This window comes from Bradyrhizobium arachidis, from assembly GCF_015291705.1.
GTDB lineage: Bacteria > Pseudomonadota > Alphaproteobacteria > Rhizobiales > Xanthobacteraceae > Bradyrhizobium > Bradyrhizobium arachidis.
The window spans coordinates 6368164-6384052 of record NZ_CP030050.1 but is presented as its reverse complement, the minus strand read 5'-3'; the positions used below and the strand labels follow the sequence as shown (position 1 = coordinate 6384052).

General features: G+C 59.0%; 18 protein-coding genes and 1 pseudogene. 12 read left to right on the top strand and 7 right to left on the bottom strand.

The window, feature by feature from the left end:
- Positions 1-19: 19 nt before the first annotated feature.
- A pseudogene (gcvA, locus tag WN72_RS29875) lies at positions 20-948 on the bottom strand (transcriptional regulator GcvA).
- 93 nt (positions 949-1041) lie between these two features.
- Here gcvA and WN72_RS29870 point away from each other — a divergent pair.
- Positions 1042-2313: an MFS transporter gene (locus tag WN72_RS29870; protein WP_244553689.1), complete on the top strand. Its 1272-nt coding sequence runs from the start codon at positions 1042-1044 to the stop codon at positions 2311-2313.
- Between the two features lie 100 nt (positions 2314-2413).
- The gene (locus WN72_RS29865) at positions 2414-3175 is read left to right on the top strand and encodes an SDR family oxidoreductase (RefSeq protein ID WP_092213843.1); all 762 of its coding nucleotides are present in this window, start codon (positions 2414-2416) and stop codon (positions 3173-3175) included.
- Positions 3176-3320: 145 nt separating this feature from the next.
- Here the strand turns inward: WN72_RS29865 and WN72_RS29860 are convergent, their stop codons facing one another.
- Positions 3321-3941 (bottom strand): nucleoside/nucleotide kinase family protein, encoded by a 621-nt coding sequence (locus tag WN72_RS29860; protein WP_231164028.1) that lies wholly within the window; start codon positions 3939-3941, stop codon positions 3321-3323.
- A gap of 302 nt (positions 3942-4243) precedes the next feature.
- Between WN72_RS29860 and WN72_RS29855 the strand changes: the two genes are divergently transcribed.
- From WN72_RS29855 to WN72_RS29825, 7 genes are all read left to right on the top strand, one after another.
- Positions 4244-4693: a GNAT family N-acetyltransferase gene (locus WN72_RS29855; RefSeq protein ID WP_092213754.1), complete on the top strand. Its 450-nt coding sequence runs from the start codon at positions 4244-4246 to the stop codon at positions 4691-4693.
- Positions 4694-4921: 228 nt separating this feature from the next.
- On the top strand, positions 4922-5071 hold the full coding sequence (locus WN72_RS29850; protein ID WP_347341956.1) for a PepSY domain-containing protein: 150 nt from the start codon (positions 4922-4924) through the stop codon (positions 5069-5071).
- Between the two features lie 572 nt (positions 5072-5643).
- Positions 5644-5889 carry a hypothetical protein gene (locus WN72_RS29845; protein WP_143130557.1) on the top strand — a complete coding sequence of 82 codons (246 nt, stop codon included), beginning with the start codon at positions 5644-5646 and terminating at the stop codon, positions 5887-5889.
- Between the two features lie 82 nt (positions 5890-5971).
- Complete coding sequence (locus WN72_RS29840) at positions 5972-6664, top strand: MgtC/SapB family protein (protein ID WP_092213756.1); 693 nt, start codon at positions 5972-5974, stop codon at positions 6662-6664.
- 564 nt (positions 6665-7228) lie between these two features.
- Positions 7229-7483, top strand: a complete 255-nt coding sequence (locus WN72_RS29835; RefSeq protein WP_092213758.1) for a PepSY domain-containing protein — start codon at positions 7229-7231, stop codon at positions 7481-7483.
- Between the two features lie 250 nt (positions 7484-7733).
- Entirely contained in the window at positions 7734-8729 is a 996-nt protein-coding gene (locus WN72_RS29830) for an MBL fold metallo-hydrolase (protein ID WP_194483052.1), read from the top strand.
- Between the two features lie 616 nt (positions 8730-9345).
- Positions 9346-9804 (top strand): hypothetical protein, encoded by a 459-nt coding sequence (locus WN72_RS29825; protein WP_092221164.1) that lies wholly within the window; start codon positions 9346-9348, stop codon positions 9802-9804.
- Here the strand turns inward: WN72_RS29825 and WN72_RS29820 are convergent.
- The 4 genes from WN72_RS29820 to tnpA all read right to left on the bottom strand — a co-directional run bounded on the left by WN72_RS29820 (position 9782) and on the right by tnpA (position 12489).
- Positions 9782-10033 carry a hypothetical protein gene (locus WN72_RS29820; RefSeq protein WP_092220559.1) on the bottom strand — a complete coding sequence of 84 codons (252 nt, stop codon included), beginning with the start codon at positions 10031-10033 and terminating at the stop codon, positions 9782-9784. The two genes, WN72_RS29825 and WN72_RS29820, sit on opposite strands and share 23 nt — an antisense overlap.
- Positions 10030-11679, bottom strand: coding sequence for an IS66 family transposase (gene tnpC, locus WN72_RS29815; protein WP_194482929.1), 1650 nt, complete (start codon positions 11677-11679; stop codon positions 10030-10032). The genes WN72_RS29820 and tnpC overlap by 4 nt, the downstream gene beginning before the upstream one ends.
- A 70-nt stretch (positions 11680-11749) precedes the next feature.
- A complete protein-coding gene (gene tnpB / locus WN72_RS29810) occupies positions 11750-12097 on the bottom strand; it encodes an IS66 family insertion sequence element accessory protein TnpB (RefSeq protein ID WP_018272609.1) in 348 nt (115 codons plus the stop codon).
- Entirely contained in the window at positions 12094-12489 is a 396-nt protein-coding gene (gene tnpA / locus WN72_RS29805; RefSeq protein WP_092218171.1) for an IS66-like element accessory protein TnpA, read from the bottom strand. Before tnpA ends, tnpB begins: the two co-directional genes overlap by 4 nt.
- A 92-nt stretch (positions 12490-12581) precedes the next feature.
- On the opposite strand from tnpA, the gene WN72_RS47900 reads away from it, so the two are divergent.
- The 3 genes from WN72_RS47900 (at position 12582) to WN72_RS29790 (ending at position 14498) form a co-directional block, all read left to right on the top strand.
- Positions 12582-12758, top strand: coding sequence for an eCIS core domain-containing protein (locus WN72_RS47900; RefSeq protein WP_430640415.1), 177 nt, complete (start codon positions 12582-12584; stop codon positions 12756-12758).
- 539 nt (positions 12759-13297) lie between these two features.
- Positions 13298-13678, top strand: coding sequence for a hypothetical protein (locus WN72_RS29795; protein WP_092220839.1), 381 nt, complete (start codon positions 13298-13300; stop codon positions 13676-13678).
- Between the two features lie 289 nt (positions 13679-13967).
- Positions 13968-14498: a hypothetical protein gene (locus tag WN72_RS29790; protein ID WP_167381201.1), complete on the top strand. Its 531-nt coding sequence runs from the start codon at positions 13968-13970 to the stop codon at positions 14496-14498.
- On the opposite strand, the gene WN72_RS47895 is transcribed toward WN72_RS29790, so the two are convergent.
- A complete protein-coding gene (locus tag WN72_RS47895) occupies positions 14490-14948 on the bottom strand; it encodes a hypothetical protein (protein ID WP_430640414.1) in 459 nt (152 codons plus the stop codon). The genes WN72_RS29790 and WN72_RS47895 overlap by 9 nt on opposite strands.
- Positions 14949-15889 lie beyond the last annotated feature (941 nt).

Below are 15889 nucleotides of genomic sequence, written 5' to 3'. Positions count from 1 at the left end.
TAAGCGGAACGATCGGTGTTCAGCGCCCGGACATTGCGTTGCGGGCGGATTGCTGCCCTTCTTGTACCAGCCAATCGCAAAATACGGCGGTCGGGGAGCCGTTTTCGCTCTCCACGGGCAAGTAGGCGAAGTAGCTCCTTGCTGGAAGACTGACACCGGGAAATGGCGCGATCAGGCGGCCGGCCGCGACGTCGTCGCCAATCAGGGCGGTCGGTCCCATCGCCACACCCAATCCATCGATCGCGGCCTGAATGGTCAGAAAGAAGTGATCGAATGTCAGCGTCGCCGCCGGAGTGACGCGAGGCTGTCCGGCTTGTAGCAGCCAATCATGCCAAAGCCGCGGCATCGAAGTGACGTGTAGCAAAGTGTGCCGAGCGAAATCAGAAATGTCATCCAGCGGCTGCGTCGCGGCGAGTGCAGGGCTGCAGACCGGCAAACGGCGCTCCGTAAGAAAAAGCCGGATGTAAAGCCGTAAAACGAATCCGGGCCGCCGCGAATGACCACGTCGAACGTATCGGCAAGCGCGTCGATCGGGTCGTTGGACGTGGTGAGGCGAACCTCGATGTCGGGTCGCTCGTCCCGAAAACGTCTCAACCGGGGAAGAAGCCAGCGCATGCTGAATGTGGCCAATGCGTTAACGCGCAGCACAGCGGCAGGCACTTCGCCGCGCGTGGCGCGATGGCGCTGGACAGCCGAGGCAATGCGGTCGAGCGCTGGGCCGACCTCGTCGAGCAACGCCGTGCCGGCGGGTGTGAGCGTGACTCGCCGCGTCGCTCGCCGGAACAGCTCGGGCGCTCCTAGCCGGTCCTCAAGGAGACGCACCTGCTGGCTGATTGCGCCATGCGTTACGCCCAATTCGACTGCGGCGTCCTTGAAGCTGCCAAGGCGAGCTGCCGCCTCGAAAGCGCGAACGGCGTTGAGCGGCGGCAAGGTCCTGCGCTGAACCATTGTTAGAAATCCTAACTCATACGACGATTATTACTGGTTTGCGCCAGTCCTTTCAATGGTTCATCGTATTGAAGGCGCATTGAGGAAGCCGAAATGCGTCATGATGTAGATTTTCTGAGCCGAGTCTCGCTTCGTGAAGCCGAGGAAATTGACATGAACGATGCGGCAACGGCGGCAACGAGCCACTCGCGCGAAACTGCACTAGGATTAACGGGCAAGGGGAATTTGCGAAGTCTGCTGGCCGCGTGCCTCGCCCATGCGCTCCATGACGGCTATACCGACGGTCTTTATGCCTTCATGCCAGTCTGGCAGGCGCAATTCGGCCTGTCCTATGCGGTGCTCGCCGTAGTGCGCGCACTGTATTTCGGAACAATGGGGGGCCTGCAGATCCCAGCCGACCGGGTTCTTCGCGGATTGTCGCCGCGTGCAGCGCTGAGCCTGTCTACTGTTGTTGCCACGGCGGGCTTGCTGATTATGGCGCTGCCGTTCGGCTTTTCGGGTCTTTGCGTCGGACTCGTCGTGGCCGGCATAGGTTCAAGCATCCAGGATCCACGCGGCTCGAAGCTCGTCTCCGACAGCTATGGTACGGCCTCCCGACGGCCGCTCGGGATATATAACTTTTCCGGCGATCTAGGAAAAGCCGCCTTGCCGGCGCTTGTCGCAGTCCTGTTGCCGGTCTGCGCCTGGCAATCGGTGCTGGGTTTGATGGCGGCGCTTGGGATGGTGCTGGTGGTCGCACTGGCATTGCTGACACCGGCTGCTTCTGTTCGTAGAAATGTCGTTGGAGATGCCGCGATCGGCCGCGGTCGCGGCGGCTTTCGCATACTCACGACGATCGGTGCGCTGGATACGGCGACGCGTATGGGGTATCTGCTCTTTCTGCCCTTTCTTATCCATGGACAGGGGGGCGACTTGCCGGTTGTTGGTGTCGCGCTCGCCCTGCTTTTCATCGGTGGCGCGTTCGGCAAGGCGACATGCGCCTGGCTCGGCGAGCGGTTTGGTGTCATTGGCACCGTTGTAATCACCGAGGCAGCGACCGCCTTGCTCATTGCGGCAACGCTGTTCACGACTCTGACGCCAACGCTAATCCTGCTCCCGTTGCTCGGCATCGTGTTGAATGGCACCTCTTCGGTGCTCTATGGCACTGTGCCGGAGCTTTCCGACGGCGATACCGGGCGAGCTTTCGCAGTTTTTTATACAAGCGTCATCGGCGCAGGAGGTTTCGCGCCCATCGTCTATGGCACGATTGCCGATCACAGCAGCCGAACGATTGGGCTGCTGGCCTCGTCGGCAACTGCCGCCCTGATCGTCCCACTCGTACTAGCGTTGCGACCCTATCTGCGCAGCTCCGAGAAAGCCGTTTGATGAGTTGCGGGCAGGCGACGGACGGCCGAAGTGGCCGCACCGTCCCGATTCCGGGCGGCCAAGGTCCGATCATCATCATGCCAACATGGAGGTTCGCTCAATGGAAACCGTTTCTCAAGCGCCGGTGATGCTTGTAACGGGTGGTAGCCGTGGCATCGGTGCGGCAACCGCTCGGCTTGCTGCCGCACAGGGCTACGACGTCGCGATCAGCTTCGTCTCCAACAAGGCTGCCGCCCTTGCAGTAGCGGCAGATGTGGAAGCCGCGGGGCGCCGGGCGTTGCCCATATGTGCGGATAGTGCGGATCCCGAGCAGGTGGCGCAACTCTTTGCAGCGATCGACCAAAAGTTCGGCCGAATTGATGTGTTGGTGAACAACGCGGCTGTCCTCGCGCGACAGTCGCGGCTGGAGGATCTCGGTTTCGATCGGATGCAACGGATCTTCGCCGTGAACGCGATCGGGCCCATTCTCTGCGCACAGCAAGCCGCGAAGCGGATGTCTTACCGACACAACGGGCCGGGCGGCTCGGTCATCAATCTCTCATCGGCCTCAGCTCGGCTCGGCAGTCCCGGCGAATATGTCGACTACGCCGCATCGAAGGGGGCCCTGGAAACGTTCACCATCGGTTTCGCCAAGGAGGTCGCGCGCGATGGAATCCGCGTCAACTGCATTCGCCCCGGACACATCTACACCGAAATGCATGCGAGCGGCGGAGAGCCGGGACGGGTAGATCGTGTCAAGGAGTCAATCCCGATGGGAAGAGGAGGGCGGCCTGAAGAGGTTGCGAGTGCGATCCTGTGGTTGGCCAGCACCGAAGCTTCGTTCGTTACTGGCACGTTTCTCGATGTTACTGGAGGCAAGTGACGGCTATATCTCGCGGAGGCTTTGCTCGGCGACTTCGAAATACCCATGTGAGCTCCTAGACTATAGCGATGGGCGCAGCGACACGCCCGGTAGTGGAGACCCATCGGATAAACTTTTGTGATTACCCTTCGCGGGCCGCTTGACCTCAGACTACGAGCGAGGGTGCCGAAAGGTCGTTGTAATCGATCACAATGGTAGCCTTCGCTTCCGGTTGGCAGTTCAGAAGATAGAGCCGCTGTCCCTCAACGTAGCGTCGGTTCGATGGAGCTGCAGGGTCCAGCGACCAGCCATCGCGCGAAGCGCACCGCGCAACGGATACAGCGAAGTCTGTTCGGAGGAAAATCGAAACGTCCCAGTAGGTGAGCAGTTCTGGCCGATGCAGAAAGATGCCGTCTATCAGCAAAATGGAAGACGGCAGTGCCTCCAGATCATCGGCAGGTACACTGTCATCGGTCACATGATCGAAGATCGCTCGACGATACATGCGAGAACCACCGGGGCTCAGCGGGTCCAGCAGGTATTGCTTCAATGCCGTGTAATTGTACGAATCCTCAAAAAAGCCTTCCGGTGAATGTCGCCCACGCCGATACCTGACCGTTTTTGGATTATGAAATCCGTCTACCGACGCTCGAATGACAGGCCGCCCCTTAGTCGCAACTAGGGTTCCGAGTTCATCAGCGAATGTGGTCTTTCCTGCCCCGTCGACGCCGTCGATAGCGACGCGGGCCGTTCGATCTGGCGAGGTTGCGACAAGGCGATCAGCCAAGTCGGATAGAAACTTCTTTCTATATTGCATCTGGATAGATGTACGCAGAGCGGAAGTCACCTAACCTACAATGAAGCTGCTCACTTTTGCAATTGGCCCGTGATTGACTTAGGCTCCGAAGATTGCGGCGTCTGTCGTCGTGGGGCGTGATTGGAGACGCACACCTTTCAAGCACGCGCAATTTACGAATGGCTTGGCTGAAGCGCCCGCGTGGTCAGCATCGATCTTTTCCGCACAAATCGCTTGCGGGCTAATTGACCCTTACCTAGTAGCTCCGACCGTCACCGATCATGGATTGTTGAATGACCGACGCCATTATCCGTTCTGCCACGCAAGACGATTTGCACCAGATGTTGCGACTTTACCGATACCTTCATCCGAATGAGCCCCAACTGGAGGCCGCTACGGCCGAGCGCATCTGGATGACGTTGCTCACATCCAACTTCATGACCGTGATTGTGGCGCAAGCAGCAGAACTGCTCGTATCTTCATGCACTCTCGCCATTGTGCCTAACCTATCTCGCGGCGGACGATCGTATGGAGTGATCGAAAATGTAGTCACCCATGCCGAGTACCGAAAATTAGGACTTGGCCGACGGGTTCTTGCTCACGCTATCGATATCGCGGTTCGGGCCGATTGCTACAAAGTCCATTTGGCGACAGGTTCAAAACAGGAGGCAACGCTAGGCTTCTACGAGAGGGCAGGGTTCCAGCGTGGTGCCAAAACCTACTTCGAGGTGCGCCGCCCCTAGCGTGCCATGTCGCGGAGTCTCGTTCGCCTTGCTCCCGCTCCGCTCGCCCGATAGGTTTCGCAAGGCACATTACCGCAAATAGTGTCCGTGCGCGAGTAAGACGAACAATCTGATCAAGGCTCCCGCAGTCATTCAGAGGATGACCGCAATGAAGCTCGCCACAGTTCTCGTGTCGGTGCTTTCGCTGTTGGTTCGGCAGCGCGAGCTGATCAGCCGGGTCCGGGTTGGATGCCGATGGACCAAGTTAAGGCGAAGATTATGGAATCGGGCTGCACTCAAGTTACCAAGCTCGAAGCCGACGATGGCCGATGGGAGAGAAAAGGCATCAAGAACGGCAAAAGATGGAATTCCATGCGGACCCCAAAACAGGGGTCATAGTGCAAGAGAAGTTAGACGACTAAGTCTGTGAGATGCGAGGCCATCCGGGTGCTTACCGTGCTTACCAAGGAAAAGTGACGGTCGCTGGGCCTTCTCGACAGCTCCTCCAGTAAGAGGCAGCTGATTGAGAGTCTCGAAGGTTTCCAAGGATCGGGCGGATGGTGGTCCCGAACCAACAATGATGCTAATCAAGGTGGCGAGGATACCCGCAACGGTGTCCTCCCGATCAACTAAGAAACGCCCGATCCCACGGCTTTGAGGTGTGTGGAATCGGGCGTCTTTTTTCTGCTGGGCCTATTCGCCTCGCCTCGGGAAAAAGCCTTTTCGAATAGCGGGAGGTCGGCGTGAGCTCGATGCCGCGAGCCGGCCGAGCGCAGTCTTTGCATCGCAGCGACGAGGTTCGCGCACTGCTGTGCAAGTGCGAAATGATCTCCTGTATGGCTCACACATGACTTCGGCTTCAAGTATACTCTTGGCGTTTTCGGTCGGTGTGTTAGCCTTTTTTCAAGGGAGGTTAGCGACACCTCCCTGTGACTTTGACTTGCCGCCTCTAAGTTTCCTTAGGAGGCGGGTTGTTTTCCAATTCGAACGTCGGCGACAGGCTATCGGTGAAAACACGCAGGCCAGAATGGGAGGCGACAAAGTCCGCCGCGCTTTACATGCTCAGAAATGGCCTTGCCAGTTACAAGGAAATTGCGGAGCTTTCCGGTTGTTCGAAGCAGGTGGTCAGGATTTGGGGGATCAAAGTTGATGCGCCTAAAGCCCGAAAGCGGCATCTCCAACAAGCCTGGACTCGCGCTAAACAGTCGCGCGGCTGACCGCCCATTCCCGTAGAGCATGTCCTGAAATGACCTAGGTTGGCGCGGTTTGCGACGGACCGCGTCACGGAGCTGGTGAGCCATGGGGCATGATGAATTGGTGATTATTGTTAGAGTTGCGGGTGCTCTCGCTATTGGCGCCATGATCGGGTTCGAGCGTAGCTTTCATGGACGCCCTGCGGGTTTTAGAACGCATTCCCTCGTCTGCATTGCCTCAGCCATTCTAATGATCGTCACGGTTTATCAGCACCAGTGGATGACCTTGCTTGAACACGACGCCATCCGGACTGACCCAACCCGCATGGCCCAGGGAATTATGACCGGCATCGGCTTTTTAGGCGCTGGCGTCATCTTCAAAGAGGGACTGACTGTCCGGGGACTGACAACTGCCGCGTCCATCTGGGTCACCGCAGCTATTGGTATTCTGGTTGGAATTGGATTCTGGTTTGCGGCGTTCGTTGGCGCCGTTGCGACCCTGATGGTGCTCGCGTTATTCAGAGTCATCGAGGCGCGATTGCCGAGTGAGTTCTACGCCCACCACATGCTGCGCTTCGCCCGCGACAACGTTATGGGCGAAAGTGAGATCCACAAGCTGATCGGGGCTCACGGCTTTACGATCGCCAACCTGTCATCCCGCCTCAGCGAGGGCGGGCAGCAGTTCGAATACCGGATGACCATCAAGAGCCGGGACAGGGCTAATGCGGAAAGGCTGGCCAAGCATTTGCGCAGCTTGCCCGAGGTAGTTGAGTTTCGCATTACTCCAACCGGCGATTAGGCCCCTTGAGCCCTTCCGGCACGGCCTGGGTATGTCAGCTATTGGCCCATCAGCGGAGTGACGACACCGCTCATTGAGGTGCGCTTAGCAGGGCTTAGCGGACTGGATTTGCTCGCGCTGAGTTCTTCGCATTCTGAGCCCAAGCGGACGTTCAGTTGTGCTAGGACCCACCTGTTGCTGCATCGATTGCGCCCCTGAGAGCGTGGCCTACGTCTATGATCAGACGGTTCTCGGCCTCGAATTTGTCGTGGGCCTGAGCGACGAAGGAGACCTTTGAGCAACTCACCGCCGGCAGCTAACCGTTCGGCCAAGGTGTTTCGGAACCCACTTCCCTTCCGTCGGTAGTCGTGCAACACTTCGGTTAGGGGTATGCGCTGGCCAGCACGTACTCCCGGAGGCCCGCCTCGTTTCAGGTTTCCCCCTGGAGGCGGGCTTTTCTTGTGCTCGCGCGTGCCGCGCGCGCCTTCTCCGCGCGGTTCCGTTTGGTCAGCGCGACACTACGCCTACTTCCACGAACAACCGACTTGCCTTTCGGTTAAGGCGTTCAACCACGGGAGGCCCGCGATGAAGGCAGCCGCAATCACGGTAATCGGATTCCTCACCGTCAGCTCGATGGCAAATGCCGACCAACCTGGACCTGACTGGATGCCGATTGAACAGGTGAAGGCGAAGGTCATGGAGTCCGGCTACACGGTGGTCACCCGAATTGAAGCCGACGAGGGCCGGTGGGAGGGCAAAGGCATCAAGAACGGACAGAAGATGGAATTCCATGCAGACCCCAAGACCGGGGTGATAACCCGTGAGAAGCCGGACGATTAATCTATCAAGGAATGACCTTGAGGCACGAAAGGTCGTTGTAGTCGATCACAAGCCCACTGCAATCCGTTCATGAATAGGTCGAGGCATTTCTCCCTTCGGAACGGCTTTTGCGACGTCAGGCATCGGCGGCATGCTCGGGCGACCGGACCTCAATCGGGATTTTGCGACTTTCTGCTCGAAGCGCGGCCCAGGCTGCGGTAACGTTCGCTCGCGCATAAGCGCCAATGATGCGACGAAAAGGAGGAAGCACATGGCCAGATACGATGCGGTATCACGCCGTAACTTGCTGATCGGAGCCTCTGCAGTTGGAACGATGGGCGCTCTCGGCTCGCTCAGCCCAGCATTCGCCACGGCCCCGAAGCTCGGCACCCAGGTTGCCCCGTTCTATCGCTTCAAGATCGGCGATTTTGAAGCAACGATCGTGACCGACGGGCCGCTGCCCCTCGGCGACCCCCACAAGAACTTCAATGGTCTTAGCGCTGCCGAGATGGACAAGCAGCTTACCGACAACTTCCTGCCGCTCAGCAACGCGGTGCTGCAGCAGAACGCGCTGGTGGTCAATACCGGCGACAAGCTCATCGTGTTCGATACTGGGATGGGAAGCCTGACGCTATTCGGTCCGACGACTGGCCGGCTGATGAGCAGCCTCAAGCTGGCGGGAATCGATCCGAAAGACGTCGACGCGGTGGTGATGACGCACGCGCACATCGACCATTGCGGCGGCTGCATGGCGGACGACGGATCGCGTCACTTCCCGAACGCCGAATATTTCATCACGCAGGCGGACTACGATTTCTGGACTGACGAGACCAAGGTGCCGTCCGAGTTCAAGGTCTTTCTCGATACGGCGCGCAAGAATCTGCAGCCGAACAAGGACCGGATGCATTTCATCAAGGACGGCGAGGAAATCCTGCCCGGTGTTCATGCGATCTTGGCGCCGGGCCACACGGTCGGTCACACGGTCTTCATGATCAATTCGGGCATGGACTCGCTGTGCTACATCGGCGACCTCGCTCACCACCCGGTCCTGCTTCTGGAGAAACCGCTGACCGAGTTCATGTACGATACCGACGCCAAACAGTCGGCGAAGAGCCGGGTGCGTGTGCTCAACATGCTGGCGGAGGGCAGGACGCGCCTGCTCGCCTATCATTTTGCTTGGCCGGGGATCGGCCACGTGGCGAAGCAGGGCGATGGCTTCCGCTATTATCCAGAGGAAATGACGCTGATCCCCTTGAGCCCAACCTGATCTGTCGGGATTTTGCCAGCCAGCGAGGGGTCCCGCGCAGCCGGGGCCCTGGCGTTGCAGGCAAAATGGCCGCGGTTTATCGACTGCGCTCCCTGGCTCTCCCGCAAGCCATCTACCCGCGTCTTGCTTCCCCTGAATACGTTATCCGGAACGCCACCGTCGGCTTTTGGGGCCTTGTCCGTTGGCGCATCGACATCTGTTGTTTGCTGCGGTGCATGAGTCCGGTCATTGCCCTTAGCGGTCCTCAGTCTTCGACGACGTGATGTCTGCTTTCAGAGGTCGACCAGACTCGCGCTGGAACTATGGGTACACACCCGAGGACTCAGCGAGCGACTTAAGATGGTCACGGTGGGGTTGGTCCTCTACGTTACCTACAAGCTGTCGCCTCACTGCTACCTGACCAACTTCAAGGGTCCCGTTCGCGACAGCCGAAGGTGGGAGCCCAATGCCGAGACTCGATGTCTCAACTCAATGCGCTCGGTTGGTGTTCGATGCGTCTCAATGGCGCATCCGACAAGATCATTGACCGGTTCAAACAACTATTGGTGAGGTGATACTTTGTCGCACCGCAGACGATCCAGTTCGGCCGACACATAGACACGCGTGTGGAGGCAACGTGGAGGTTATCATGCGCAGATGCCGAAATGCCATTTCGATAGTTGTTCTCTCGTTAGTCACCTGTACTCCCGCGCTTTCTTGCGGCGGCCCGTGGGACGTTGCCTGCAACGTTGGCAAAACCCTTGAGAAGGCCGGGCAGGATGTCGGTCGCGAGACAGGCCGCACCTTCAATCAGGCACGTACTGATCTTAGCAACGGCCTCGACCGCATCGATCCAAGGATTACTCAGTTCGGGCGCGACATAGACCGCATGCGACTAGAATTTCAGTCGTCCGTGTTTACAGGTCCAGCGCTGGAGCAATGGATCATCCAGTCGCGCAATGATGCAACGAATGGCGCGATGCCGATGCCACCTGAAATCAGGCAGAGTCTGCAAGGTTGGTACGATGATGGCTTGATGGTACGCATCCGGCGTAGGCCGCAGGCTGATTGGATCATTCCCGTTGCCAGCGCGTGAGCAGCTTGGGGTTTTCTTTGTAGAACCTGACGAGCTCGATCAGGTTTTCGATGCCAAAGTCGGTGAACGCCTGAACACCATCTTCGCCGACGCCATAGACCCAGATCAGGCCGTCCTCGATCTCCATTTCGATGGCAATGTCGCCCAGCCAGTCTTCGTCTTCACCGAGGTCCTTTGCGACCTGGGTGATGGTGGTGACGTGATGAACCTTGTTGACGTGCGTGGTCATGCCGCTCGAGCGGAGAACGCTGATGCCGGCGTCCAATTCCAGGGCAGAAGCTCGTCCAGCCGGTGAGCTGGGTGGGCGGCGATGCGGGCAAGGATATCCGTGAGCCAGGCCTGTGGATCGACGCCATTCATTTTGGCCGTGATGATCAAGCTATACATGGAAGCCGCGCGCCGTCCGCCGCGATCAGAGCCGCAGAACAACCAGGATTTTCGTCCAAGGGCGATGCCTCGCAAGCCTCTTTCGGCGGCATTGTTCGAGAGACAGACTCGGCCGTCCTCCAGGAACCGCGTGAAGCTCGCCCACCGCTTCAGGATGTAGTTGAACGCCTTGGCCAGGTCGTGCCCACGGGACAGCTTGGCGAGCTGCTCCCGCATATAGACCTGCAGGTCCTCGACCAGGGGCCGGCTCAGCGTCTGTCGCATCTCCAGACGCTCTTCGGGGCTCCTGCCATTGATGGAGCGCTCGATCTCGAACAGCGCATCGATCCGCCGCACGACCTCGACCGCGATGGGCGAGAGCGGGATCTCCTTCTTGCCGGTGGCCTTGCGACGCGCATTCTCTTCGATATCGGCCATGGCGAAGAATGGGCGCCGCGCATGGACCCAACACGCCGCTTCCCGGATCGGTCCAGGGTGGCGTCCCGCCAGATAGAGCTGGTTGTACCCGTCATAGGCGTCGGCCTGCAGGATGCCGGCATACCCCGCCAGATGCGCCTGGGGATGCTCGCCCCTACGGTCGCGGGAGTAGTAGAACATCGCCGCCGGCGGCCCGGCGCCGCCAAACGGCCGATCGTCCCGGAGGTAGATCCAGCACCGTGCCGTATCGGTCTTGCCCTTGGCCAGCACCGGCACCGTCGTATCATCGGCATGCAGGCGCTCGGCCGCCATGACATGGGCTTCGACCAGGCGCAGCAGGGGATCCAGCGACGCACTGACCGATCCCACGGCGTCCGCCATGGTCGACAGCGCGATCGGCACGCCTTCCAGGGCGTAGCGCTCAGCCTGGCGGTTTAAGGGCTGATGTTGGCCGAACTTCTCGAACATGATCATGGCCAACAGGCTCGGGCCGGCCCATCCCCGTGCGACGGCATGGAATGGCGCCGGGGCCTGGCTGATCTTCTCGCAGTCGCGGCAGGAGAACTTCTCCCGCACCGTCTCGATCACCTTCCACTGGCGTGGTACCACTTCCAGTGTCCTCGTCACGTCCTCGCCGAGCTTGCGCAGACGATTGCCGCCACAGCACTCGCAAGCCGTCGGCGGTTCGATCACCACTCGTTCGCGCGGTAAATGCTCAGGGAACGTCTGGCGTTCGCCGCGCTGGCGCGTAAATCCGCGCACCGTCGTCGCCTTGGCCACAGCGCGCTCCGCCGCCAGCTCGTCTTCAGTGGCGTCACTTTCCAACTCTTCGAACGTCAAGGCCAACTGCTCGATCAGGCGCGACGAACGCTCCGACCGCTGGCCGTAGATCTGATGCTTTAGCTTGGCAATTTGCAGCTTCTGCTGGGCAATCAGCGCTTCGTCCTCAGACGCTTTCGCACGGGCGACCGCAAGTTCAGCTGCGATCTCCAAACCCTTCGCGCGCTCGGCTGCCAGCGCCGCTTTCAGGGCGGCAATGTCATCCGGAACAGCGTCGCGCTCAGCATCCATGCGACATAGTGAATCACAAATTGGAAGCGTTGGGACTCCCCAAAAATGCAAAATCTGCTGGATTTTGTGCTCAACCAGCGCTTCTCGGTCGCCAGCTCAGTTGTGGATTCCGCCAGTCGATCCCTTCCAGCATATAGGCCATCTGCGCCGCTGAGATCGATACCGCGCCGTCCGACGCCGAAGGCCAGATAAACTTGCCTCGGTCCAGGCGCTTGGCATAGAGCGACATACCCAACCCATCATGCCAAAGAATCTTGACCAGATCGCCGCTGCGGCCCCGGAAGATGTAGAGATCGCCGGCATGGGGATCGCGCTTCAGGCTCTCCTGAACCGTAAGAGCCAGGCTTCGCATGCCGCGACGCATATCGGTGTGGCCGGTCGCGATCCAGACTCTGACGCCGCTCGGAATCGGAATCATCGTCGTCGCAACAGCTCAAGAACCTGCTGCAGCGCCTCAACGTCCACGTCACGGTCAACGCGAACACGACAACCGCCCCCGAGATCAATCTCGATGATTCCAGCCCTTGCACGCTGCGCAGGCGGTGAAGACGCCAGTTGTGGTGCGCCGCTCGAGATCGGAGCCGCTACAGGTGTGATCTCGACGGGAATAAGAGCAGGCGCAGCATCTCCGCCCAATCGCCCCTGGCGCGCTTGTCGACGCCAGGTGAACAGCAGGCTATGAGCCACCCCGTGCCGGCGTGCCACCCCGCAGACCGTCTCGCCGGGCTGCAAGGTCTCTTCGACAAGGCGGACCTTCTCGTCGTAACTCCATCGCCGCCGACGCTCGGCGCCCAACACATTGACCTGCATTCCCGGCGTGACCTTAAAGCTAGACTTAAGGTCAAATCCTCAGGCCGCCTCGCAAACTACACAAGGCGGCCTTCGCCGGAGAGATACGCTTGATGAGCCTAGTGCGGTTTAAGGTGAGGGACGGCGGGGAACTCAACCTCGCCAACAATTCAATGCGTTTTGGAGATGCGCTCGCAGTCACCCTGATTGACGTGATTGTATTTAGAGGTCCGAGCGAGGCCAGCAACCACGCACTTTGGGCCCATGAAATGATGCACGTGCAACAATAGCCCAATGGGGTGTGCACAGTTTCGCCGTCCAATACATGCGGAGCTGGAGCGGCGTTGAAGACCCGGCTTACGAGGTCGAGAATAGGTTTGCCGAAGCCTTGCGACAACAGAATAGTACCGCGTTTGCGGCCGGTCCAGTCCAACCGGGGACCGGTATGCAAGCGCCTGGGGCGCAGCAACCGCGAGCGAGTAACGTCTGCGTCGTCGGGCCACAGCCTCACGAGCGATGCGCGTTAGGGGCGTTCCTCCCCATCATGACGATATGCAGTTGTGGACCCATGATGGGCAGAACTTTTTGAAGCTGGCGCGTAGGAGCAAGTGGTCACTGCTCGGTCGGAATGACCAAGACCCACAGCGGACAGCCGTCCTATCCGCCTTCCGGTGGCGGGATATACTCTGGTGACATCCACTTCTACGACGCCGAGACCTGGAGCGTGGCGCGTCCCGTTCCCGAAGGCAGCTTCGATCTCGTTAACACGGCAGCCCATGAGACTCGGGCACGCACTGGGACTTGACCATAGCAACGTGTCGGAGCCCTCATGTGGGCTGCATATACCGTGCAGCGCTTTCTGCACTTTGACGATATCGCAGGGATTCGCTCACTTTATGGGACGCGCACTGTCGCCAGCGACCACTTCTACACCACTTCCACCGTCGAACGCGATAACGCAGTCAGCGAGATCGGCTATGTTAGCGAGGGCGTCGCCTGCTACGTCTACAACAACAAGCAGGCGGGAACCACAGAACTCTATCGACTGCTGAACCCCGCCAACGGCGATCACTCATACACTACGTCGGTCGCCGAAGACGACAACACATTTAACAATCTCGGACATACCAGAGAGGGCGTGGCGTGCTATGTTTACGGCACTAAGCAGGCGGCAACAACGGAGCTTTGTCGCGTGCTGAAGACCACTTGAGCGGCCCCGCAATGATCGACGTGGTTATCAGTTTTCGCATCTCAGTCTTGAGTACCACAGATGTGTTAGGTCGGAAGCGAGAGCAAAGTAATACCCCCGAATTATTCCATCTCCGAGCGCGGCGGCGTTTAGCAAATCGAAGTAGCGTCCGATGCTTTTAAGACTTTGCGGGCAAGCTGACGATGTCGGATCGTCGAGGCAAATCGGGCTTCGCAACTGATCGCGCCTAGGTCCGAAATCATCAAGTTCTTAGCTAGGCATACACCTACTATCAAAAGGAGAAGACCAAATGCCCATAGACTTCACAGTGATCCAACCGGTACGGCAACAATTTGGAGACAGGAACCGGGTGACTGCGTTCGAAACCAAAGTCGAGCTAGAGGCACCATTCGTTGGTATAGCAAAGGACTTTCCGTTCTCCTGCCCCAACGTTGATCCAAGTCAGATGGCGGTGCTTCAATTCGAGTCTCTCGGCGTTACGGCGGGCGGCCGGACGAACGATCGAGACCGGAATATTCTACAAATCAATGGTGTAAGCATTCCAGGCGGCATAACTCCTGGACCGGCAATTGCTTCTATCCAAATTGGTTCTGTCCCCGCTCCCATAACAATCCCCGCCTGGAAAAGTCATTCACTCGTCGTAGATGCCAATGTGCTGAGGGAAAACAATGTCCTGCACATTGAATCGGTCATAATCCATCTCGGCAACGAAGAGTCGCGCGACACGTTCATCATAGATAATATCGTTGTGTTCTTTAAGGCCCGCGTGAGTGGAGGCGTCGTCAGCCAACCGACTGCGACGGCGTCACGATCAACATAAGTCGTCGGAATCCATTCGCCCGCCGCGCGGCGGGCCAACGACAACGACCTTGCTCTGACGCGGCGGATCGACGAGCTGTTCGCCGCCTGGCCGGTTCCTGGGCTCGCGGCGAATGACCGCGATGCTGAATCGCAAGCGCGTGCAGCGGTTGATGCGCAAGATGGGTATCGCGGCGCTGGGACCGAAGGCGAACAGACCAAGCCAGCGTCGGGCCACAAGATCTATCTGCTGCGCAACATGACGATCGTTGTGCCGAACCAGGTGTGGGCGGCCGACATCGCCTATCTGCCCATCGGCCGCGGCTTTCTTTATCTCGTCGCCGTCAGCGACTGGGCGAGCGATGCGGTTCTGGCGTGGCGGTTGTCGAACACGCGCGGCGGGTCTGGAAGAGGCGCTGGCGAAGTACGGCACGCCGGAGGTTTTCAACACCGACCAGGGCAGCCAGTTCACCGGTGCGACCTTCACCGGCGCGTTGGCGGGCGCAGGAATTAAGATCTCCCATGGGTGGCCGCGGTCGTAGGATGGACAACGTCTTTATCGACGCGACTGTCGCGGTCGCTCAAGGATGAGGACATCTATCTTGGAAGTATGCCGACCGCTGCGAGGCCAAATCAGGAATCGCAAACTGGATCGCATGCTGCAACGGTCGTCGCCTTCATCAGGCACTCGGCTATCCGCACCGATGCCGGTCTGGCGCGAACGTAGCAGGCCGCCAAGGCTGGACACGATGGACAACGCTGACGCTCGACCACAAGCCCACAGCAACAGCAACAGACAGAGAGTCTCTGGCAGCATGATAGAAAGGGATCAAGAGCGGCCAGCTAACAAACCGATTCAAGCGGCCCCGGCTCCGCGGGTCATCTCGGTCGTCGCCGGTCGGGGGAGAGGACCGTGCCCAGCGAAAATCTATTTTGGCTGTCAATCAGGATCGCATTGGTGACTAAAATCCACTACACGGCGTGCGGACGTCTGCAACACCCGAAACCTTGGTTTCGACTCGAGTGCGCCGTCTGTGGGCGAGGGCGCCAGTCGGGCGACCAATTTGGCAAGCTCCGCAGTTGTCTTGGGCGAAGTGGGAACTCGTCTTGAGCACCATACGTGCCCACGCGCAGTAGAAGTCGAGCAAGGTTCGCGATGCCCTTCAAGTGGGAAGAGCATCCCAAAAAGTTGAGCGGCGACGAAACGATCGCGCCATTGAAAACTTGCATTCTCACCCTGGTTGTGGAATCGTTTTCGTTCTCCGCATTGACGCGAAATGTCTTTAAGGAGGAACCCCAAATGGTTGACAACGTATTTCCGCCAGCTGGACAAGGTGGTCAATCTGCAGCCTTGGGGGGCTGGTCTTGGTCGAGTGATCTCCCTGTGAGTAGTATGCGAGCGCCGCAAGGCCC